This window comes from Postechiella marina, assembly GCF_039538365.1.
Classification (GTDB): Bacteria; Bacteroidota; Bacteroidia; order Flavobacteriales; family Flavobacteriaceae; genus Postechiella; species Postechiella marina.
Window position 1 is genome coordinate 105,332 of sequence record NZ_BAABCA010000001.1, and the last position, 23,163, is coordinate 128,494.

The window sequence follows — 23,163 nt, forward strand, 5'->3', positions numbered from 1 at the left end:
GACGGTATACCGTGATTATTTTACAGACACGGAATACCGCTACTTTGTATTGGGTTTTTTTATTCCTAATTTCTTCATTTTATCGCGTAAAGTGCTGGGCTTTAGGTTTAAAATATGAGAAGCGCCATTAGCTCCACTAATAACCCAATTAGATTGCTCTAAAATATTGATTATATGGTTGCGTTGTATTGTATCTAAAGATTGATCTTTCTCATTTATAGCTTGCTTTGCTTTTTGCTGTTGTAAATTAGACTCGTAACCAGGAATAATTAAAGTATCGCTATCTGATAAAATAGAAGCTCTTTCTATTAAGTTTTCAAGTTCTCTTACGTTGCCTGGCCAATTGTGGGCCTTGAGTTGAGACATAGAATCGTCTGTAACATATTTTATATTTTTATCGTAAGCTTTATTAAATTTATCTATAAAGTGTTCAACTAAAAGAGGGATATCGTCTTTACGCTTTCTTAGTGGAGGCACTTCTATAGGGAATACGTTTAACCTAAAATATAAATCTTCTCTAAACTGTTTTTTATTTATTTCTTCTAGTAAATCTCTGTTGGTTGCTGCTATTACTCTAACATCTAGCTTTTTTAAATGTGCACCACCTACTACTTCAATTTCGCCTTCTTGTAAAAAGCGTAATATTTTAGGTTGCATATCTAGAGGAAGTTCTCCAATTTCATCTAGAAATAAAGTGCCTCCATCAGCTAATTCAAATTTGCCTATTTTATCTCTAAAAGCTCCGGTAAACGATCCTTTTTTATGACCAAATAATTCACTTTCTATAAGTTCTCTTGGTATAGCAGAGCAGTTTACTTTAATTAAGGGTTTGTTGTTTCTAGTACTCGTGTTATGTAATGCTCTTGCAATTAATTCTTTCCCTGTACCAGATTCTCCCAAAAGTAATACGGTAGCATTAGTAGGAGCAACTTTTTCTACTTCAGATAGTACATTACTAAACTCTGTACTACCATAAACCATTTCTTCGTAGTTAAAAACCAAATCTAACTCGTTTCTTAGGTATACATTTTCCTGCTCTAATTGGTTTCTTAATTCTGTTAGTTCTGTGTTTGCTTTTATTAATAGTTGATTAGTTTTTACTATTCTACTTTCTGCTAAAGTTCTTTCTTTACTTTCTATCATTAGCGATACAATACTGGCTATAGATGTGGCAAAACTCTCTTCTTCGTCTGTAAAAATTCTTTTAGAGGTTGTGCTTTCAAAACTTATAATACCATAATAGTCATTTCTACCATAAATTAATACATCAATTCTAGATGTAACATTATTAGGAATAAAAAATTGTTTGGCAAATGCTTTTGTTATTGGGTTGTTAACTACATCGTCTATATTAATACTGTTTTTGGTTTTAAAAGCATTAAAGTAATTAGGGAATTTTTCTTTTTTTATAGTTAAGCCTTCGCTATCAAATGTATCGTTTATAGAATTATAAAATAGTTTGCTTAATAATTGCGTTTTGTTGTTTTGATATTCCCAAATGGTTACTAAATCTGCATTAAGGGCTTTAGCAGCTGTTGTTGATATTTTTTTTAATGAAGATCCAAACTCTTCGCCAATAAGGTTGGCTAGTTTAATAATAATGTTTTTTCGTTGGTTAGATATTTTAATGTTTTCTTTTAAAATATTTTCGGCCTTTACTCTGTAAGTTATATCTGTTATAGTTGTAAAGTAAGCTATAATGTAACCTTCTTTATCTTTTATTACAGAGTCTGATAAGGTAACAGGAAACCGCTCGCCATTTTTTCTCATTAAAATAGTTTCCTTATTAAGTCCCATACTTTTTATAGGGTTGTTAAAGGCTTTAAAAATATTATCATATTCTTCAGGGGGCCAATAAGGAAAAGGAGCTTTAATACCTATTAATTCTTTTTCTGTAAACCCTGTCATTTTACATAAGGCATCATTTACCCTAATATGTTCTCCTTTTAGGTTAACAACAGAAAGGCCTTCGTTTAAAGATGCTATCAGGTTTTCTGAGAATTCTTTTTGAGTTTTTAGCTCGTCTTCTGCGACTTGTCTTTCAGAGCTTTCAATCATTAAAGATACAATGCTGGCTATGGATGATGCAAATTCCTGATCTTCTGCAGTCCATTTTTTTAAAGGCATGCCTACATGTCCAAAAGAAACAACGCCATAATAACCGTTAGAGTCGTTAATACACACACCCATTAGAGATGTAATGTTGTTTGGTTTTAAATAGTTTTTTGTGAATTTTTTTGTGGAATTACTATTTTGAGCATCCTCAATAAGTATAGTTTCATTTTTATATAAAGCTTCAAAATACGCAGGGTTGTCTTTGTATTTTATTTTTATTCCGGTTTCAAAACTGTTTTTGCTAAGTTTATATAATCTTTCGCAAACTAATTCGCCTATATCATCATCAAGTTTCCAAACACTTACTCTTTCAATATTTAAGGTTTTAGCAGCTAATTTTGTTATTTTTTTTAAAGAGCTAGTTAGGTCTTCGCCAACAAGATTAGCTAATTCTAAAATAACTTTTTTCTTTAGGTTAGATTTTTTTGCGCTTTCTATTAGTATTTGTTTGGCTTTTTCTTCTTTAGAAATGTCTTTTACAGTGGTATATAAAGCTATAACCTCGTCTTTATCGTTTTTTATGGTGCCTGTAAAAAAAGAGGCTTTAATTTTTTCGCCATTTTTTTTAACTATGTCGTACGATACTTCTGTTGTTTTTTCGTTGGCTATTTCGTTATATTTGTTTAAAATACAGTTTAGGTCTTTTTGTTGCCAAAAAGGATAAGGGTGTTCTTGCTGCATAAGCTCTTCTAGGGCGTAACCAGTTATATTGCATAAAGATTTGTTTACCATTATAATTTTGGTGTTTAAATCTGTTATAAGCAAGCCTTCTTGCATAGACATTATAAGTTTATCTGTAAACTCTTTTGCAGCTTTTAAGGTGAGCTCTGCTTTTTTACGCTCTGTAATATCTTGTACAGTGCCTATTATTTTTATTGGCTTTTTTAGTTTATCTATAATAACTTCTCCTATGCCATGAATCCATATTTCTTTCTTGTCTTTTACTCTTATAAATCGATATTCTTTGTTGTATTTTGTTTGTAAATTAATACAGTTTTCTAGATGAGTATTAACAGATTCTAAATCGTCTGGATGTATATTTACATTCCAATTATCTACAGTTTTAATAAAAGATTTGTCAATGCCTATAATGTTTTCAAGAGTTTCAGAACATGCCCAAGTCATCGTTTTTAAATCTACAGATAAAGAGGCGATATTTGCTACTTTTTGTGACTGCTTTAAATTTTGTTCGCTTTCTAAAAGTTTTTTTTCTGCTTGTTTTCGTTCTGTAATATCTAGAACAGTGGAGAAATTTGATGTTTTAACCCCATTTTCGTCGTAAATGCTTGATATAGATACGTATACAGGAAATCGTTCTCCATTTTTACGCATATAAGTATTCTCGTATTCTCTTTTGTTTTTGTTTTGAATTAATAATTTATAGTTATTGTCGTTTTCCTTTTTTAATTCTGGAGGCGAATAGGGGTATGGGCGTTTTACACCAATAAGTTCTTTTTCTGTAAAACCAGTCATTTTACAAAAAGCAGGGTTTACACTAATTATTTCAGATTCTAAATTTATAACAACAAGACCTTCGTTCATGGCATTTAAGAGTCCAGAAGAAAATTCTCGAGCCTTTTTAATTTCTCGTAAATTGTTTTGCCATGCTGTAATATCTCTAGCAATGGCAAGTATTTTTCCGTCTTTTTGCTTTTTTGCAGATACTTCTACTTCAAATATAGAGCCATCTTTACGTGTAAATTTTCTAGGAAAAACTATAGATTTTCCATCAAGTAAATTTTGATGGTTTTGTTTGTTTTGAATAAAGTCTCCAATATTTATATCTTGAATTTTTAAATTTAAAAACTCGTTTTTTGTATAACCTAAGTTGGTATAAGCTGCTTTATTAAATTGGTGTATTGTTCCGTCTAAGGTATATGTAATAATAGAATCGTTAGCTTGATCTATTAATGCTTTGTACGATTCGTCTCTCTTTTTTATTTCTTCGGATGCTCTAAATTTCTCAATAGCTATATGCGCTAACTTTACAGCAAAATTAAGTTCTTGAATGTCGTCTATAGAAGGGTTGTTTACAGACTTGCTATAAATAGCAAAAGTGCCTAATATTTCTTTGTTTTTAGAAAATATTGGAAGCGACCAACATGAGTTTAAGTTATATTGCGCTGCGAGGTCTTTATAATTTATCCATAGTTTGTCTTTACTAATGTCAGAAACAATTATTGGCTTTTTTACAAACGCAGCTGTGCCGCAAGAGCCAACGTTTTTTCCTATAGCTATTTTTTTTATAGCTAAGCAATATGCCTTTGGTAGCGATGGGGCAGAGCTTAGGTTAAGGTGAATACCATCATTATCTAGCAAGCTAATAGAACCAAAATAGTTAGGATGAATAGATTCGTAATTTAAAAGAAGTTTGTCAAAAATTCTATTTAATGGGGTGTTTACAGCAATTAAATCTAATATTTCATTTTTTTGTATTAGTAACTGCTCTGCTTTTTTGCGCTCTAATACTTCGTTACCTAGATCTAGACTTTTTTGTTCTAGCTTTTTTATAAGGCGTTCGCTATAAAGTTTTAAAACCTCATCTTCTGCAATAACCTTATTTTTTTTAGTATTTGTACTTTTTTTAGTTCTGTTAAATATAGTATTAACAGTGTTAAGTACTTCCTCGTGGTCTATTGGTTTTCTTAAAAAATTTGAAGCACCTAATTTTAAGGCAAATTCTTCGTCTAGTTTCTCTGTGTATGTTGATGTGTAAAAAACGAATGGTATTTCTGATAATGCTTCTTCTTTTTTGCAAGCTTGGCAAAATAAATACCCGTCCATAATGGGCATTAAAATATCTGATATTATTAAATCTATTTGATGGTTTTCGTGCAGTATATTTAAACCTTCTTGACCGTTGTTGGCTTCAATAATAGAATAACCAGATTCTTCAAGAATAACTCTTAAAAGATATAGGTTTTCAAAAGTATCATCTACTATTAAAATAGTTTTATTTGTCATATTATTTTGCGTTAACAATACTTTCCATTTGATTAATAAATGTTTCTGGTGTTATGGGTTTTTCTAAATAACCATCAGCTCCAGCCTCTATTGCTTTTTCTCTATCTCCTCCCATAGCGTAAGATGTAACTGCAATTAATGTTGTAGATTTGCTAAGTCCGTTATGTCTTAGTTTATTACATATTTCGTAACCATCCATATCTGGTAGCTGAATGTCTATTAAAATAATTTCGGGTTTGTTTTCGTGAGCAATTTTTAAACCTTCTAAGCCATTGTAAGCTTTAAGAACATTGTATTTACTTTGAGTTAATAAGTATGATAGCATATACATATTTTGCTCATTGTCTTCAATTATTAAAATAGTAGCTTTCATAATTTTTAATTTTAAATTACAGAATTAATTTTATGTACCTTAATTATTAACTAGTTAGTTTTATAGGGAGTTTAAAGGTGAAATTACTTCCTTTTCCTTTTGTGCTTTCTACGCTAATAGAGCCTCCTAGTTTTTCAATTAAATTCTTGCTAATAGCTAATCCTAGTCCTGTACCTTCATGGCTTCTACTTAAGCCACTTTCTATCTGAATAAAAGGTTTAAATAAGTTTGCTAAGTCTTCTTTACTAATGCCAATGCCTTGATCTATTACTTGGGTAATAACAAAATTATCTTTTCTAAAGACATTTATATGTATGTTGCCTTTGTTTGAAAACTTTATGGCGTTTGATAGTAAATTGAGTAGAACTTGTTCTACACGTCTTTCGTCACTGTTTAATATTAGTTTTATTTCTCTTATTTCTGATGTAATAGAGAGTCCCTTTTTGGATGCTTGTGGTAATATAAAGTCTAGAGTTTTTTGTAATGTTGTTATGTAATTGAAGGGGTAAAGCGAAACTTTTAATTTGCCAGCTTCAATTTTAGAAATATCTAAAATGTCGTTTATTAAGCCTAATAAATGATTTCCACTGGTTTTAACCATGTTAAGTTGTTTTTTTTGCTCGTTATTTAAAGGACCTGCAAATTCTTTAAGCAATATGCTAGTAAAACCAATTATGGAGTTCATTGGTGTTCTTAATTCGTGAGACATGGTTGCTAAAAAAGCAGATTTCATTAAGTCTGCAGATTGTGCTTTTTGTTTTTCTTTTTCCAGCTCAGAAGTTCTTAATTTTACTAGTTTTTCTAAGTTACTTCTGTAATTTTCTAGTTCTAATTCTACTTTTACTTTATCAGAAATATCAATTACAGCAAATAGTGCATGTGTTTCTCCTGCAATTTCAAGAGGTTCAACAGAGACTAAAAGACTTAATCGTTTGCCACTTACCAGTGTTCTATGTACGGTTTCGTTACTTAAATAACCGTTTTTTAATAATTTACCTAATATTCTGTTTTTTTGTTCGTAATAGGCTTCATCATGAATTTCTATTTGGGCATCATCAAACGATTTTCCTATTAAATGCTCTCGGGTAGTTTCAAGCATTTTTGCCATGGTTTCGTTAACATCTACTCTAACTTGATTGCTATTAATAATAGAAAAACCAATAATATTAGATTGAAATATTTTTGATAATTTGTCTTCGCTTTCTTTTAGATTTTTTTCGTACTCGGTACGCTCGGTTATGTCTTGTACAAGAGAAAAAATTGTGTCTATTTCTCCATCTTTATTTCTTAATACAGAATTATGCCATTCGCAATAAATTAATTTTTTAGATTTTGTATTATTACGATTTATGCTTTTGTTACTATTTACTACTCCTTGTATTAGTTCGCTGCAAACCTTGATGGTTTGCCTTGCGTCTTCTTTGTAAACTAAGTTTATGTCTTTAAATTTTTTACCAATAACCTCTTGTACTTCCCACCCAAAAATATTTTCTGCTTGGCTAGACCAATTACGAATTATTAAATTTTCATCCCACTCAATTATTGCTACGGGAGAATTGTTTAAGTGTGTGGTAAGGCGTTGGTGCGCTCTTCTTATTTCTTCGCTAACTTGTTTTTGCTCTGTTATATCTCTAATTACACCAATAAGTAGTTTGTTACCTTCGCTGTCTATGAAACGTGTTTTTTTTGTAGAAAAAATTAAAGGAGTTTTGCCATTTAAAGTTAAAGTTTCTTCGTTAATGTTTTCTATGCCTGTACTTAAAACCTGTTTGTCTATTTTTAAAAAATGCTCTTGTTCTTTAGGGTTTATGGTTTTGTCTAGGTTTTTACCAATAATATCTAATCTGTTTAGATTAAATATTTTGCAAAAAGCATCGTTAGCTATTAATAGTTTACTTTGGTCGTCTTTTACAAAAATAGGATCTCCTATGTTGTTTAATATGTTGTTAAGGTATTTTTTGTTGTTAATTTCTGCTTCTGCTGCTTTTTTCTGGTTGGTAACATCAATAGTCATACCTATAATACCATTAAAATTGTTGTTAGCATCATAGGTTTTTATGGCTTTGTTAGAGAGCCATGAAACACTCCCGTTTTTATGCAAAGATCTAAACAGTATTTCAATATCTTCTTCTTCTTTGTTAAAAACAAAATGTAGCCATTCTTTTAAAGTTTTTTCTTTGTCTTCTGGAATTATAGCTTCTGCCCATCCAAAGTCCATAGACTCTTCAAAAGTTCGTCCGGTATATTTTATCCACTCTTTATTTACATAATTGCATGCGCCTTCTGTATCTGCTTGAAAAATGGCTACTGGTGCGCTAGAGGTTAAGCGTTTAAAAAGTTTTTCGCTATCTATTAAGTTTAATTCGGCAAGTTTTTTTTCTGTAATATCAATAACAGTACCTTGAAATTCTATGGCGTTACCAAACTCATCGTCTATAACTTCCATTTGTGCTCTTACATATCTTATGGTATTATCACGACGAAGTACTCTATACTCAAAAGAATCGGTGCTTTTGTTTGTAATTCTATCTTTTACTAACCTTTTATGAAAACTTTGGTCTTCGGGATGTACAGTGCTTAAAACGGTGCTGTATTTTAGGTCTGTACTTTTATCTACATCATACAGTTCGTATATAAGGTCAGACCAAAAAACTTTGTCTTTTAAAATATTCCAACTCCAATATCCTATTTTACCAATTCTTATAGCAGATTCAACCTTTCGTTGCATTTCTGCCATTTTTATTTCAGACTTTTTACGCTCTGTAATATCTCTTATAACACCTATTATAAATTTATTTCCAGTACTATCTATAAATCTTGTTTTTTTAGTTGATATAGTAATAGTATCTATTTTGTTTAAACAAACCGTTTCTTCGTTAACGGTTTCTATACCAGAGTTAATTATTTGCCTGTCATCGTTTAAAAATCGTTCCCTTTCTTCTGGAGGTACATTTTCGGCTAGTGTTTTTCCAAGAATTTCTGCTCTTGTACTATTAAAAATTGAGCAAAGCGCATCGTTAACTAACACCATTCTACTTTGGCTGTCTTTTACAAAAACGGGATCGCCAATATTATTTATTATGTTTTCAAGGTATTTTTCACTTTCTTTAAGTTGCTCTTCGGCTTCTTTACGTTGGGTAATATCTAAGCAAATGCCTATGTAGCCATATAATTCATTTTTAGCATTGATGTTTCCAACTGCTTTTACCGACATCCACTTAATTTGTCCAGTTTTATTTAAAAATCTAAATTCTGCATAAAATTCATCGCCAGAGGGTACTACTTGCATCCAAGAATTTAAAACTCTATTTCTGTCTTCTGGGTGTATAGCTTCTGCCCAGCCAAAGCCCATAGCATCTTTAAACGACATGTCTGCATATTCTACCCATTGTTCGTTTACATAATTGCAAGTGCCATCTATTTGCATTTTAAAAATTCCAACTGGCGCATTAGATGTTAGTTCTCTAAAAAGGAGTTCGCTATTTATTAATTTTTCTTCGGCATTTTTTCTTTCGGTGGTTTCTAATGCCATGCCAATATAACCGTATAAGTTATTTTGGGCATCGTAAGTGCCAACCGTTTTTACAGAAACCCAAGTAACATGGTTGTCTTTATGTAAAAATCTAAATTCGGTTTCTAATTCATTTTCATCAGCCAGCATGTATTCTTGCCACTCTTCAATTATTCTTTTTTCGTCATCAGGATGTAATGCTTTAGACCAACCCGTACCCATTGCTTCTTCGTAAGTTAAGCCTGCATACTTGAGCCATTGTGCGTTTACATAATTGCAATTACCTTGTGCGTCGGTTTGAAAAATTGCAGCAGGTGCTTTAGATGTTAATCGCTTAAATAATTTTTCGCTTTTTATTAATTTATCTTCGGCTTTTTTACGTTCTGTAATATCTGTTGCGACAATACCAAGGGCTATAGGTTTTTTTATAGAAGCATCTTTTATTAAAAAACCAGACATTTCTATAGGAATTAATTTTTTTGTTTTAGAGTGCTTAAAATTAACTTCGCCATTCCACTTACCCGTTTTAAAAATAGTAGGAATGTGTTCTTTTTCTATAGTTGTTTTGTAATTTTCTGGGAAAACATCTTTTATAGATTGTGGTAAAATGTCTTTTGGTTCAAGCCCAATTAGTTTTTTTCCATTTGAGTTTAAGTAAAGTGGTTTACCTTCTAAAGTAGATAAGCCTATAAAGCTATCGCTTGTTTCTATTAAAGATAAAAGCATTTGGTTATTAAGGTCTGCTTTTTTCTTTTCTGTTATATCTGTAAAATATATTGTTATTCCGTCTAGAGTGGGGTAAACCCTATTTTCAAACCACTTATCTAGAGGTTCGTAATACTCTTCAAAATATTGCATTTTTTGTGTTTCTGCAGCTTTGTAGTATGCGTTGTAAAAAGTAGAGCCTACACCTTCAGGAAATTCTTTCCAAATATGTTTTCCTATTAAGCTACTAGCAGGTCTGCCAATAAAATCGGCAGCTTTTTTATTTAAATAGGTGTAACGCCAATTGGTGTCAAGGTTTATAAAGCCATCACTAATATTGTCTAAAGTTGTTTCTAATTTGAAAGCAAATTTTTGTTCAATTTCGTCTTTTTCAATTTTAAGAGCAGCATATCTTTTTCTGTATTTTATAAAAGAGAAAAGACCTTGATTTTTATTCTCTATAAAAGGAGTTGTTGTGTTTTTTTTATCAAAATATTTTAAATAAAAATATAAGATAACAGAGAATATTAGGGCAGAAATTGATTTGCCTATAAGATGGCTTATTAATGATTTAGCAAAAGTTGGTGATCCATAGAATAAAACTAGGTTATATATTAGGGCATCAAAAATTAGAATAGAAAAGAGAGAAATAAAGAGAGTTAAAAAAAAAGGGAGTTTATTTACTTTTTCTACTAGGTACTGAAAAATAATGGCCAGTAAAACAAAATCTAATATTAATATTAGTGTGCCACTTAAAAAGTATTTGGTATTTACTTTAACTAGGTTAACACTGTAATCTGGTATGTTGTTTATTTGTATGTCAATTATTTGCTGTATGTATGTTATCTCGAATATTAAAGTCATTATTATATTAGAAATAATAATACCAAACAGTAGAGTTCTCGAGCTAGCAGCTCCTTCTCTTATGTAAATTAATAAGGTAGCAAATAAAACAGCGCTGAATAAAATAATAGAATTGGGATAAATGGTGTAATCATTAAAAACAGGTAGGTTAAACGACCTTTCTAAGTTGGCTTGTAGATATTGTATGGCGCCTAAAAGAATGTATAATGGAGCTAAGCCTATTTTATTTCTAAATTTAAATAAAAGAAGAATACATGAAGCTATAAGTAAAAACTCAGCAATTATGGTTATATATATATTCATGTATAAAGTATACTGTTAATAATTTATAGGTATTTAAAAAAATAAACTTGTAAAAACTAAATTTAGCATTTATAAAGCAAAACATGAAACTTTTTTTATTTAAAAACTTTTTATTCTATGAATAAATTAAAGGTGTAAAAGGCTTTAATTGGATGAAATAAATATAGGCAACTTGGTTATGTATACTATATTTTGTAATTACTAAAACACGTTACAAATATTAAATTTTTAGAGTTATAAAATTTAATGTTTGGAAGAGAAGAGAGTAAGTGTAAATAGGTTTTATATTAAAATTATTGAGTCGATTAAAAGTTTAAAGGTCTCGTTTTTTTTATTGCCTATTAAAAAAGCAATTTCTTCGATGTTGGTTTTGTTGTAGTTAGGAATATTTACTTTGCGACCTCGAAATTTTGGATGCATTTCTGATAAATTAAAACAGATGGTTTGCCATTTATTTGATGTATTAAAATAAGCGATATAAGAGTGTCGATCTGATGATTTATGCTTTATTCTAAATTGATAGGTTTTTCCATCTCCTTTAACTTTTAAAATGATTTTACTGTGTTGCTCAGTGTTTAATGTATTGAAGCTGTATTTTAAAGAAGAGAAGCCTCCGTTGTTTTGTAATGAAATATGACCTTTGTAAACACCATGTCCTTCTTCGTTTAAGTAGAAGATTCCAGTCGATACGCCTCCCATAACACCATCGTTAATGGTTTTCCAGTTCTTGATGTTGCTTGTTTTATTAAATTTAAAAAGAGTAACTGTTTGCATCGATATTGTTGTGTTTGGATTGTTAAATAAAAAAATATAGACTGTTTATGGGTTAACCATTGTAATAATCTAAGTTTAAAAATTCGTTTTTTAGGTCTGTCATCTTGCTAATAAAGTTTTTATTGTCGTGATAATTTTTGTTTTTTATAAATTTTATAAAATGTCCGTTAGAGTGAATGCTTAAAGTTTTAGTGTTATAAATTACTAAGCGGTAGTAGGGTATCACCCAAGAATAGCAGTTTAATTTATTAGTAAAATGAATAATAATGCCTTTTGGTCGCAATTCTATATTAGAATAATTAATATCAGAGTTTATTGTGTTTTTCGGTTTTAATTTAGGGCTTAATTCTGCAATAATAAATCTACCAGAACCAACACCTTTAATCTTAATTTTTTCGAATAAAGAAAATGGTTTTCCAAGTATGTTTGTACTTTGTTTAAAGTATGCTTTGTTTATATGGCTTGTGTTAAATATCATATTTGTTGATTTAAGGAAAATAAATAAGCTTCTCCGTTTTCTAAATGTTTTTTTTGCTTAGTTGTAGGCATTTTGTCATACATTCTTACCAGCATTCCTAGTCTAGGGTTAGACAAAAAGAAATCGCGGTGGGTGTGCATAAAGCGCCAAAAAAGCCCATCCCAGGTGTCTTGCCATGGCCCTTTTTTGTAATTGCTCATTTTTATTAGGTAATTACTACTGCTTATATAGGGTTTTGTTGCGATTAATCCACCATCTGCAAATTGACTCATACCGTAAATATTGGTTACCATTACCCAATCATATGCATCAATAAAAAGTTCCATAAACCATTTGTATACTTCGTCTGGATCAAACTCGCATAGCAACATAAAATTACCTAAAACCATTAACCGTTCTATATGGTGGCAATAACCTGTTTGTAATACTTTTTTTATAGTTTGATCTATAGGTGGTATTCCTGTAGTTGCATTGTAAAAGGATGCTGGTATTTTCTTTTTAAAGTTCCAAAAATTAGTGGTGCGTTCTTCGCTTCCTTTGCACAAATAAACACCTCTTATAAACTCTCTCCAACCTATAATTTGACGCATAAAACCCTCGGTAGAATTAATAGGTATGTTATTTTTTTTTGCATAGTTTAAGCACGTATCAATTATTTGTTTTGGTGTAATTAGCCCGACGTTAAGCATTGGTGTTAAAACGCTATGATTTAGTATGGAGTTTTCTGCAACTATAGCATCTTCATATACGCCAAATTCCATAAAGCGTTGATTAAAAAAGTCATTTAACCAGTGCTTTGTTGTTTCAAAATTTGTTGGATACAAAGGGTATTCACTAAGGTTGCCAAGGTGGTTGGAGAAATGTTTAGAAACATAGGTTTTTGCCTCAATGTAGTAATCATCTATATCTGGAAATTGTATTGGTGGTGGTGTTTTTTTAGCAGGATATTTTTTTCTGTTCTCTGTGTCAAAAGTCCATTTTCCACCATTAGGTTTTCCATTGTCATCTATAAGTATATTTAACTTTTTACGCTGCTCTTTGTAAAAAGTGGTTTGGTAGTATTTCTTTTTATCAGCTTTAAAAAATGAACTTAGTTCTTCTTTAGTGTTTAAGAATAGAGGAGAATTATATTTAGTTGATGTTATTTGGTTTTTTAATAAGTTCTTGTTAAGTCTTTTTTCTAGCCAATTATCTGTAGGATCTATATAATTGATATGTGAAATACCTTTTTGTTTTAATTCTGGAATAAGTATCCTAATGTCACAAATTTTCTGGGTGGCTTCAATATAGATTACTTTAAGTTTTTTATCTTTTTTAAGAAAATCGGCATAGCGTTTCATAGTTGCTCTATGGAATGCTATTTTTTGTTTATGAAACAAATATTGTTTGAAGAATAAATACGATTCTATAATATAAAAAGTGTTTTTATTCTCAAAAAGTGGCGACTCTTGAAATAGTTGATGTGGAAATATAATGTTTATACCTTTCATTTTTCGTTTCTACAGCGTTTGCTACAATATTTAACGTCTTCCCAGTTTTCCTTCCATTTTTTTCGCCAAGTAAAAGGACGTTTACAAATAGTGCATATTTTTTGGGGCAAATGTTGTTTTTTCATAATTAAAAATTGGGCACTTCATTCACTCTAACGTAGGGGTGTTTTTCTATTTTATTTAAAGCGTAGTAGCTGTTTAATCCCGATATACCTACGCTGTTTGTGGCTTCTAAATCAATATCGTTATTCACCATTGCAGTGTCTGGAATTACTAGGTGTTCTATTTCACCTATTACCAAAACGGTTCCGTTAATTTTAATATCAATAGCTTCTTTAAACAGCATACCCATTTTAAAAGTGCTTTCTTTTACAAATGGAGCTTGAAAATTGTTGTAATAGTCTTCGGTTAAACCGCAGCGTTTAAATTCAGAAATTTCAGCATTGAACTTTGCAGATGTGTAATGAGCATTTTTTATAAATTCTGGATGAATATGGTTAATCGTGTATTTTCCAGTTTCTTTAATGTTGTTAAACGTGTGTCCAACCTCTTTAGTTCTTGGTCTAGAAATAAAACCTATTAATGCAGGGTTACTTCCTAAGTGTACTACAGAACTAAATATGGCTAAATTAGTTTTACCTTGGTTGTTAATTGTACCTATTAAATTTGCAGGTTTAACGCCTGTAACAGAATTAATTATTTTTAATCGTGTAATTCGGTCTAGTTTTTTTATGTCTGCTTTAGTGTAAATCATTTTGTGTTCTGTTAATGTGAGTGTTAAGTATGTGCTTCTTTTCTTTTTGTACCGATGGATGTTTTTTATGCCCCCAAATTTTATCTCTAGCTAGTTTTGAACTTGCTTGCAAGTTTACAATGGGTAAAGGGTAATTGGTATCTGTGTTAATATTGTAAAATATTTTTTCCATTGCAGTCATTTTCCACGGTTCGTGAATGTAAGCTGTTGGGATATTAGCAAGTTCTGGAACCCATTTTTTTATAAACACACCATTTGGGTCGTGCTCCTTAGAGTTTTTAACAGGGTTGTATAAGCGTACCGTATTAATGCCTGTTGTACCTGCTTGCATTTGAAACTGGGGGTAGTGAATTCCTGGTTCGTAGTCTAAAAAATGTTTAGCCAAATAGTAGGCGCCATCTCTCCAATCTTGGTCGAGGTTAAGGGTAAAAAAAGAAACCACCATGGCACGCATTCTAAAGTTAATCCAGCCAGTTTGTTTAACAGCGCGCATACAAGCATCAATTAAAGGATAGCCGGTTTTGCCTGTTTCCCAAGCTGTAATAAAAGCACTGTTTTTTCTATGTGATAGTAGTTCGTACCCCTTATTAATGCAATGTGTTTCGTAACTACATTCTACTTCAAATTTCTGAATAAAATGGCAATGCCAGTGCAATCTTGTAAGCATGGCAGAAAAGGCATTACTGTTTTTTGTGCCATTTGGATGTGTACCAATAAATTGAAAAGCTTGTTTTACGCTTATATTTCCCCATGCTAAATAAGGAGATAATCTGCTACAAGATATTCTACTCTCTGTAGGTTTCGAAATGTGCTTTTGATAGTTAAAACCTCTATTGTTAGCAAATGATTTTAAATAATGCCAAGCATTTTTTTCGCCAGCTGGCTGATATTGTTTTGGATATAATTGAAGCTTTTCTTCTAATTTTTTTGGAATTAAAAAATCATGTTTAAGCTCTGCTTGTTTGGAAACCGAATACTTGTTTTTAATAACAGGTGTGTGCATTGTTGTATGCCATTTTTTATTCCAGGCTTCTCTGTTTTTAATGCCTCGTAAAATACCGTCGCGTTGCAACTCTAGCCAAGTTATAGTTTGTTTTTTGCAAAATAATTTTACTTGTTTATCGCGTTGCCATGTTGTTTTTGTTCCGCTTTCTTGGTAGCTAAAAAGAGTTTTTATTTCAAAATTTTCTTGAAGATATTTAAACACTTCAATAGCTTCTGCGTAAAATACATCAACTTTTCTATTAAAAGGAGCTAAAGTGTTGTTTAAGGCAGTAATAGAATGATATATAAATTGTAAATGTCTGGTACTAGTATCTGGGTATTTAATAAGACTAGGTTCAAATAAATATATAATAAGGTAAGGTATAGCGTCTTTTTCTGCCTTAAAAAAAGGCTCGTGGTCTTGCGAGCGTATATCGCGCTTTATCCAAACAATATTTAAAGGTGTTTTTTTCAAAAGTCAAGTTCTTTTTTACATTTTTTCCAGAACGAGAAGAAGGATGGGTAGTAGCCTTTTACATTAAACATCCAATCTCTAGGAGTTTCTGTGCCTTTGTAATGGTTGTTTAAAGTTTTTTTTAACAATGTTTTATAGTTGTAATGCATAGTTAATGGCTTTTTATGTACTTATTTGTGTCAATAATCTCTCCAAGTCAATTCTTGAATAAATTTTTCAATTTCAGCTTGAGCATGACCACGATTTAAAATTTCAGAAAGAATAAATTTTGTAGAAATAATACCTCTAGAAATATAAGGAGATAAGTAGGTTACAGAACCATTAATATAATTTCGAGTAGCTCCATATTTTATTGGGTTTATTTTATTAAGACGTTCAATAATTTCTACATAAGTAAGTGGAAATGTTGTGTTATGATTTTTAAACAAATTCATTTATCGTTTACTTATTTTATTGCCAGATATTGCTTTTTGTCTAGAGCATTTAAAGCGTGTAATATCTGGTTTTCTTTTCTTTAAATGTTTAGTGCTTACACCACTATTAACACGTTTTCGCCAACGTTTAAAACTTGAAGTTTTTAGGTTGTATCGCATAAGTTTAATTACCTCTTTTTCTGGCAAATTAAACTGAAATTTAATGGCTTCAAAAGGTGTTCTATCTTCCCATGCCATTTCTATAATGCGGTCTAAATCTCTTTCTGTAAACTGTTTAGTTTCTACCGTCATAGCTTTATATTTTTTTCCAAGTTTGGTCTGCATTTAAATAAAAACTACCTAATGCATTAAAACGACATTGTTCTGGGGCAATAATAGAAAGAAAGTTTTCACCATTATCTCTTTTGTAAAGATGATATACTTCGCCAATAATGGGGGTGAAGGAAAATTTTGCATCAAAAATAAGTTTGTTGTCTTCAAACTCTTGCATCATTTTTTCATATTCATTTTTAAGCTCTAAATATTTTGCTTTAACCTTGTGGTTTATGTTGTTTATACTTCTGTTTTTCCAGGGAGTCGTATCTGTAGTTGTTATAGCTGGAGCTCCCACATTTGTTCCGTAGGGTTTAATAGAGGCATCGTATTTTTGAGTTTCTGGGTTAAAAACTATTGAGTCTGGTTTTCTTTTATTTCTCATAGTTCAAAAAAATTAGTTCATTTTTTCTATCTTCTTCATTACCTCTTCAGCTTCAAAAGTTTTTTGGTCGCTCATTCTTCTATTTGAGGTAGATAATGTGTGTGCTTCCTTCAAAAGTTTTTCGTATTTAACTTGTAGCTTCTCTTTCTCTGATTTCTTTTTGAATAATCCAAACATAATGTACAGCGTTTTTAATCTAATTAAAGTATAAAGATACAAAATGTTTATCTTTTTAGTGTTTTTGTTAAACAAAAAAAATATTGTAATCAAGTATCTAGCTTTTAGTTGAGAAAGTTAAAAAGCGTATTTCTTGTTGACATTTACTAAAAGTTGTTTAGTAAATGTCTTTTCGATTAAATAGAGAAGAGTATAAAGCCAATACAGGATATGTTATAAAAAGCGAATAGCGTGTAAAAAACAAAACCCTGTAAACATAGTGTTTACAGGGTTTCTGCGGAGAAAGAGGGATTCGAACCCCCGGAGGTGTGACCCTCAACAGTTTTCAAGACTGCCGCATTCGACCACTCTGCCATTTCTCCTGAGTGCCTCATAAGGTATTTCCTTAATGCGGGTGCAAATATAGAACCCTTTTTTAATTCTTTCAAATAAAAAACATGTTTTTTTAAAACATTTTTTTAAGTGCATGAAAATTAAATAGATATATTGTGTTTTTTATAAGAATAGGTATAGTTTATTATTTAAAAACACAATATAAATTAAAAGTGTAGTAAATTATTACCAATCATTTTAATGTTTATTTGTAATAAAATAGTAAAAAACGCAATTCAAACCTTATTTTTGTATTCACATAGAAAAAAATATGAGCACTATAAAACAGTTGCAATGGCGGTACGCAACAAAAAAATTCGACGCAACCAAAACACTTTCTAAAGAAAAAATAGATGTATTAAAGCAAGCTTTTAATTTAACAGCAACATCTTTTGGTTTGCAAACATTAAAGTTGTTAATATTAGAAAATAAAGAGCAACGAGTACCTTTATTACAACACTCATATAATCAAAAACAAGTTGTAGATGCATCGCACTTACTTGTTATTTGCATACAAGATAACATAGAAGTAAACGATATAAACGAATATTATAAAAACATAAAAGCTATACGTAATACGCCAGATTCTATATTAAATCCATACAAAAACGATTTAATAGAAATGATGGATAGAAAAACAATTGAAGAACGCCAACAATGGTCTAAAAACCAAGCTTACATTGCCTTAGGTAATTTAATGACGGTGTGTGCTATTGAAGGTATAGATGCATGTCCAATGGAAGGTTTTAATCCGGAGGCATATAATAATCATCTTAATTTAAGTGAGTTAGGGTTGGAATCTGTATTGCTTTTACCTGTAGGTTATAGGGCAGACAACGATATGTTTGCCACATTAAAAAAAGTAAGAAAACCACTAACAGAAACTGTAATAGAACTTTAAATAAGCTCTGTATAGTGTATAGTCACTATATGATATCTCAAGCCTTAGGGTAAAAAGACAATAACAAACAAATAAACAACACAACATGCCAGGATTCGAATTATTTGGAGAATTAGAAAAAAACGAGGTAAACGATGTATTAGATAACGGAGTGTTAATGCGCTACGGATTTGATGGTATGAGAAAAGGCCACTGGAAAGCCAAAGAACTAGAAGCCGAATTACAAAAAACATTTAAAGCCAACCACGTACAACTTGTTTCTAGTGGTACAGCAGCAGTATCTGTAGCATTAGCAAGTGCTGGTATAGGCGCAGGAGACGAAGTTATTATGCCAACCTTTACCTTTGTAGCCAGTTTTGAAGCTATTATGTTATTAGGCGCCATTCCTGTTTTAGTAGATATAGATGATACTTTAGGCTTAAATCCTGAGGCTATAAAGGCTGCGATAACTCCAAAAGCAAAAGCTGTAATGGTAGTGCAAATGTGCGGTAGTATGGCAAATATGGATGCCATACAAAATATTTGTAACGCGCATAATTTATTATTAGTAGAAGATGCTTGCCAAGCCATTGGAGGTACTTTTAAAGGCAAGCCTTTAGGTAGTATTGGCGATTTAGGTTGTTTTTCTTTCGACTTTGTAAAAACCATAACCTGTGGCGAAGGTGGGGCTGTAGTAACAAATAACGAAACGTATTATACAAATTCCGATCATTATAGCGACCATGGTCACGACCATGTTGGTCACGACCGTGGAGCCGAAACTCACCCCTTTTTAGGTTATAACTTTAGAATATCAGAGCTTCATGCAGCAGTAGGCTTGGCCCAAGTAAAACGCCTACCAGAGTTTTTAAATATTCAAAGAAGAAACTTAAACATACTTAAAGAAGCCTTAGCAGAAATTCCGGAAGTTACTTTTAGAACCGTTCCAGAAGGCGGAGAAGAAAGTGGTGCCTTTTTAAACTTCTTTATGCCAGATTTAGATACTGCACGAAAAGTAATAGATGGTTTTAAAACCGGAGGCGTAGATGCATGTTGGAATTATTACGATAATAGCTGGCATTATATTCGTAAATGGGATCATTTAAAAAACTTAAAATCACTATTTCCTATCTCTAAAGAGGTAAAAGAAGGCTTAGAATATTTGCAAACAAAAACCTTCGAAAAATCTGATCATTTTATAGGTCGTAATATTTCATGTTTAATAAAATTATCTTGGACAGAGCAAGAGGTTAAAGATAGAGCATCAAAAATGGCAGAAATTATAAAATCTGTTTTGTAGTAAATAAAGCTCTATATTACATTTAGGAGAGAGCTAAATATTTGTATTTATTTAGTAGGATTTTTTTATCTTAATGTAGATGATTTTTTACATTAGTTTAAGATTTAAAAGTTTGATTTTTATATAATTGCATATATTTATGTAAATAAAGTTTGATTATATGAAATGCTCTTGTTTTATAATTTTATACTTATTTAGTTTTTATTTTTTTGCTCAAAATTCTAGAGAATTAGATTCTTTAAAACTTGAAATAATTAGAACTAATAATGATTCTCTTAAAAAAGCTCTTTTAAAAGATGTTTTTAATAAGTATTTATTTATCGATTTAGATTCGGCGAAAGTATATCATGATCGAATTGTTAGCACTCCAGAAACTGATAAGATATCAATAATAGAAAAATTAGCGTTATCTTCAAAATTCCATTATTATAGTTCTAATTTAGATAGTGCATTACATTACACAGAAAAGGCTTTAGCTATAAGTCTAGAAATTAGAGATTCAAAACTAACTGCCGATTTATACCGAAAAATGGCAATATTGAGTAGTCGAAGTTTTGATTATGAAAGCGCCGAAAAGTATGGGGTACTAGCTTTGGAAAAGGCAAATGAAACTAAGGATTGGGAACTTATAGCATCTTCAAATTTAATGATAGGAAATCAATTTTATAAAAAAAATGATTTTGATATCGCCTTGCAGTATTACATAACTGTTGATTCTCTTTATGGTTCCAATTATAAAACAGACAGGTATTTAGCATTATGTTATGATAATATTGCTAGTATTTATACCGATATAAAAGACGAGAAAGCGCTTGAATATATTGATAAAGGAAAAGATATTTATAAAGCATTGGGAGACCAAGAAGGCTTGCATTATAATTATAACTTAAGAGGTATATATTTTCAAAGAATAGAGGAGATTGATACTGCAATTAAAAATTACGAAAAGGCTTTACGTTTTTTTAGTGATTATGGAAATAATTTTAGAGAGATTGATGTGTCTTATAGACTTGTAACTTGTTATTCTATTAGTGGACATTTTAATAAGGGGGAAGAACTTTTTAAACGAATGGAGTCCAAAACAGATGGTTCTTTAAATGACGAAAGTTTATACAATTTTTATTCTAGTGGAGGAGATTTATATTTAAATCAAAATAAGTACGAAACAGCTATTAAATATTTTAATAAGGCTAATGAGTTTTTTAATTATGACAAAATAGAATACTCTGTTAGGCAAAGACAATATGCTTTTCAAGGTTTGGCAAATGCTTATTTTGGAGCAAAGAATTATAAGAAGGCTTTTGAAGCTTTAAATACATTTAAAAACATAACAGATAGTATTTATTTAAAAAATAGTCTTGAAATAACTAAAGGTTTAGAAACCAAATACCAAACCGAAAAAAAAGAACAAGAAATAGCGCTTTTAAAATCAGAAAAAGAATTAAGCAATCAAAAGCAAAAGAGCGAACGTAGTATGTTATTTGGAGGTTTAGCTTTTACCTCTGTAGCTGGAGTGTTTTTGTTTCTCTTGTTTAGAGATCGACAAAAAGTCAATAAAAAGTTGACAGAACTAGACAAAGCAAAATCGAATTTCTTTGCAAATATTTCTCATGAGTTTCGTACACCTTTAACCTTAATATGCAATCCTATTGATGAGGCTTTAAAAGACGATTTGCTTTCTAGTATAAAACGAGAGCAATTTGTTATGGCTAAACGTAATTCCGATAGGTTATTATCATTAGTAAATCAACTTTTAGATCTTTCTAAAATAGATGCAGGGCAATTAAAGCTACGTATTCAAAAAGGAAATATTCAAAATATAATTTCTGGTTTAGCAGAATCATTTAATTATCTAGCAAAACAAAAAAAACTTTCATATCATTTAAAAATAGATAAAAGCAATAAAGAATCTTGGTTTGATAAAGATGCGTTAGAAAAAATAACAATTAACCTATTATCTAACGCTTTTAAATATACACCTAAAAATGGCTCTATAACATGTACATCGCTTATAGAAAATAATGCTTTACAACTTAGTGTTAAGAACACAGGTATAGGCTTTAATAAAAACGAATTAGAAAACATATTTACACGTTTTTACCAAACCGATGAGCAAAACGAGGGTACAGGTATTGGGTTGGCTTTGGTAAAAGAGTTGGTAGAGCTCCATAAAGGTGTTATTAAAGTAGATAGTAAAGCGAAAGAGTGGATTTGTTTTACGGTTATACTACCTATAGATAAAAAAAGTTTTAAAGAAGAGGCATTTGTTAGTTCAACCGAAATAAAATCGAACTATAAAACTCAAAATTTAGAAGGTGTTGTTGCTGAAGATGAGGTTTTTGAAGTTAACGAAAAACCAATTCTTCTAATTGTAGAAGATAATATTGATGTGCGAGCATTGCTTAAACAAAATTTTGAAGCAGATTATAACATTTTAACTGCCGAAAACGGACAAATAGGTAGCGATTTAGCTATAGAACATGTTCCAGATATTATAATTTCTGATATTATGATGCCTGTAAAAAATGGTGTGTCGCTTACTAATGAGCTAAAGAATAACGAGCTAACCAGTCATATTCCTATTATATTATTAACTGCTAAAGCAGGTGATGAAAACGAAATAAAAGGATTAGAAATTGGTGCAGACGATTATATAACCAAACCTTTTAGTTCTAAGGTTTTAAAAACGAAAGTATTAAACCTTATAAATATTAGACGTAAGCTACAAAGTAGATATAGCCAAGAAGTTGTGTTAAGCCCTAAAGATATTGCAGTTACTAATTTAGACCAGAAATTCTTAGAAAAAATACAGGAAGTATTAGAAAACAAACTGGTAGAATCGTCTTTTAGTGTAGGAGATTTTAGCGATGCAGTAGGCATGAGTCGTATGCAATTACATAGAAAAATTAAGGCACTTACAGGTTTATCTACATCAGAGTTTATTAGGTCGCAACGCTTAAAATTAGCAGCAGACTTATTAAAAACATCCAATATTAATATATCGCAAGTTGGCTATTCAGTTGGTTTTAACGATCATTCTTACTTTGCAAAATGTTTTAAAAATGTATTTAATTGTACACCAACAGAGTATGCTAAAAAGTATCAAACAGAATAAAAATTTCTAAAATTCTGCTTTAAACAAATCGATTTCTTAATTGTTTACTTCAATGTTATTATAAAATTGGCTATACCTTATAGTGTAAAGACTATAAGTTAAATAAAAATAGACAGCTCTTACCTATTGCTATTACTACAATGTTACATAATTTATAGTAATTGTTACATGTGTTATAACTAATTATATACAACAGATTTACATTTGGAGTAATTAGTAGCATTAATTATTTACCGGTTAGCAAGTGACAAGAAAAAGAAAGACTTATACAGGTAAATTAGAACATCTCCCAAAGCATAAAATATATCTAAATGTTAACCATCTAGAGCATGGTGAATACATTTTAAAAATTATGCATAAGAATAAAGTTATAAAAATAATCAGCTTTAATAAATAGA

At 30.5% G+C, this 23,163-nt stretch carries 17 protein-coding genes and 1 tRNA gene; 3 read left to right on the forward strand and 15 right to left on the reverse strand.

The genetic code is table 11. The features are described 5' to 3' along the window. Positions 1-39: 39 nt before the first annotated feature. The 15 genes from ABD715_RS00415 to ABD715_RS00485 form a co-directional block, all read right to left on the reverse strand. A complete protein-coding gene (locus ABD715_RS00415) occupies positions 40-5,079 on the reverse strand; it encodes a PAS domain S-box protein (protein ID WP_344785832.1) in 5,040 nt (1,679 codons plus the stop codon). 1 nt (position 5,080) lies between these two features. Then, the gene (locus ABD715_RS00420; protein ID WP_344785834.1) at positions 5,081-5,452 is read right to left on the reverse strand and encodes a response regulator; all 372 of its coding nucleotides are present in this window, start codon (positions 5,450-5,452) and stop codon (positions 5,081-5,083) included. Positions 5,453-5,498: 46 nt separating this feature from the next. Then, a complete protein-coding gene (locus ABD715_RS00425; protein ID WP_344785836.1) occupies positions 5,499-10,835 on the reverse strand; it encodes a PAS domain S-box protein in 5,337 nt (1,778 codons plus the stop codon). 282 nt (positions 10,836-11,117) lie between these two features. Then, positions 11,118-11,609, reverse strand: coding sequence for a CIA30 family protein (locus tag ABD715_RS00430; protein ID WP_344785838.1), 492 nt, complete (start codon positions 11,607-11,609; stop codon positions 11,118-11,120). 52 nt (positions 11,610-11,661) lie between these two features. Further along, positions 11,662-12,087, reverse strand: coding sequence for a hypothetical protein (locus ABD715_RS00435; protein WP_344785840.1), 426 nt, complete (start codon positions 12,085-12,087; stop codon positions 11,662-11,664). Continuing rightward, the gene (locus ABD715_RS00440) at positions 12,084-13,577 is read right to left on the reverse strand and encodes a cryptochrome/photolyase family protein (protein ID WP_344785842.1); all 1,494 of its coding nucleotides are present in this window, start codon (positions 13,575-13,577) and stop codon (positions 12,084-12,086) included. The genes ABD715_RS00435 and ABD715_RS00440 overlap by 4 nt, the downstream gene beginning before the upstream one ends. Continuing rightward, entirely contained in the window at positions 13,574-13,702 is a 129-nt protein-coding gene (locus ABD715_RS00445; protein ID WP_344785844.1) for a DUF2256 domain-containing protein, read from the reverse strand. The genes ABD715_RS00440 and ABD715_RS00445 overlap by 4 nt, the downstream gene beginning before the upstream one ends. Before the next feature lie 2 nt (positions 13,703-13,704). Then, the gene (locus ABD715_RS00450) at positions 13,705-14,331 is read right to left on the reverse strand and encodes a flavin reductase family protein (RefSeq protein WP_344785846.1); all 627 of its coding nucleotides are present in this window, start codon (positions 14,329-14,331) and stop codon (positions 13,705-13,707) included. Continuing rightward, entirely contained in the window at positions 14,318-15,790 is a 1,473-nt protein-coding gene (locus ABD715_RS00455; protein ID WP_344785848.1) for a cryptochrome/deoxyribodipyrimidine photo-lyase family protein, read from the reverse strand. Before ABD715_RS00455 ends, ABD715_RS00450 begins: the two co-directional genes overlap by 14 nt. After that, positions 15,787-15,939, reverse strand: a complete 153-nt coding sequence (locus tag ABD715_RS00460; RefSeq protein WP_344785850.1) for a hypothetical protein — start codon at positions 15,937-15,939, stop codon at positions 15,787-15,789. The genes ABD715_RS00455 and ABD715_RS00460 overlap by 4 nt, the downstream gene beginning before the upstream one ends. 30 nt (positions 15,940-15,969) lie before the next feature. After that, the gene (locus ABD715_RS00465) at positions 15,970-16,224 is read right to left on the reverse strand and encodes a hypothetical protein (protein ID WP_344785852.1); all 255 of its coding nucleotides are present in this window, start codon (positions 16,222-16,224) and stop codon (positions 15,970-15,972) included. Then, on the reverse strand, positions 16,225-16,515 hold the full coding sequence (locus tag ABD715_RS00470) for a TIGR03643 family protein (RefSeq protein WP_344785854.1): 291 nt from the start codon (positions 16,513-16,515) through the stop codon (positions 16,225-16,227). A gap of 4 nt (positions 16,516-16,519) precedes the next feature. Continuing rightward, positions 16,520-16,921, reverse strand: a complete 402-nt coding sequence (locus ABD715_RS00475) for a DUF2452 domain-containing protein (protein WP_344785856.1) — start codon at positions 16,919-16,921, stop codon at positions 16,520-16,522. Positions 16,922-16,933: 12 nt separating this feature from the next. Then, complete coding sequence (locus ABD715_RS00480; protein ID WP_344785858.1) at positions 16,934-17,098, reverse strand: Lacal_2735 family protein; 165 nt, start codon at positions 17,096-17,098, stop codon at positions 16,934-16,936. A gap of 277 nt (positions 17,099-17,375) precedes the next feature. Continuing rightward, positions 17,376-17,460 (reverse strand) — tRNA-Ser (locus tag ABD715_RS00485). A 281-nt stretch (positions 17,461-17,741) separates the two neighbouring features. Here ABD715_RS00485 and ABD715_RS00490 point away from each other — a divergent pair. From ABD715_RS00490 to ABD715_RS00500, 3 genes are all read left to right on the forward strand, one after another. Continuing rightward, positions 17,742-18,371: an NAD(P)H-dependent oxidoreductase gene (locus tag ABD715_RS00490; RefSeq protein WP_344785860.1), complete on the forward strand. Its 630-nt coding sequence runs from the start codon at positions 17,742-17,744 to the stop codon at positions 18,369-18,371. 85 nt (positions 18,372-18,456) lie between these two features. After that, positions 18,457-19,650: a DegT/DnrJ/EryC1/StrS family aminotransferase gene (locus tag ABD715_RS00495; RefSeq protein ID WP_344785862.1), complete on the forward strand. Its 1,194-nt coding sequence runs from the start codon at positions 18,457-18,459 to the stop codon at positions 19,648-19,650. Positions 19,651-19,810: 160 nt separating this feature from the next. Next, positions 19,811-22,765 carry a response regulator gene (locus ABD715_RS00500; protein WP_344785863.1) on the forward strand — a complete coding sequence of 985 codons (2,955 nt, stop codon included), beginning with the start codon at positions 19,811-19,813 and terminating at the stop codon, positions 22,763-22,765. The last annotated feature ends 398 nt before the right edge of the window (positions 22,766-23,163 follow it).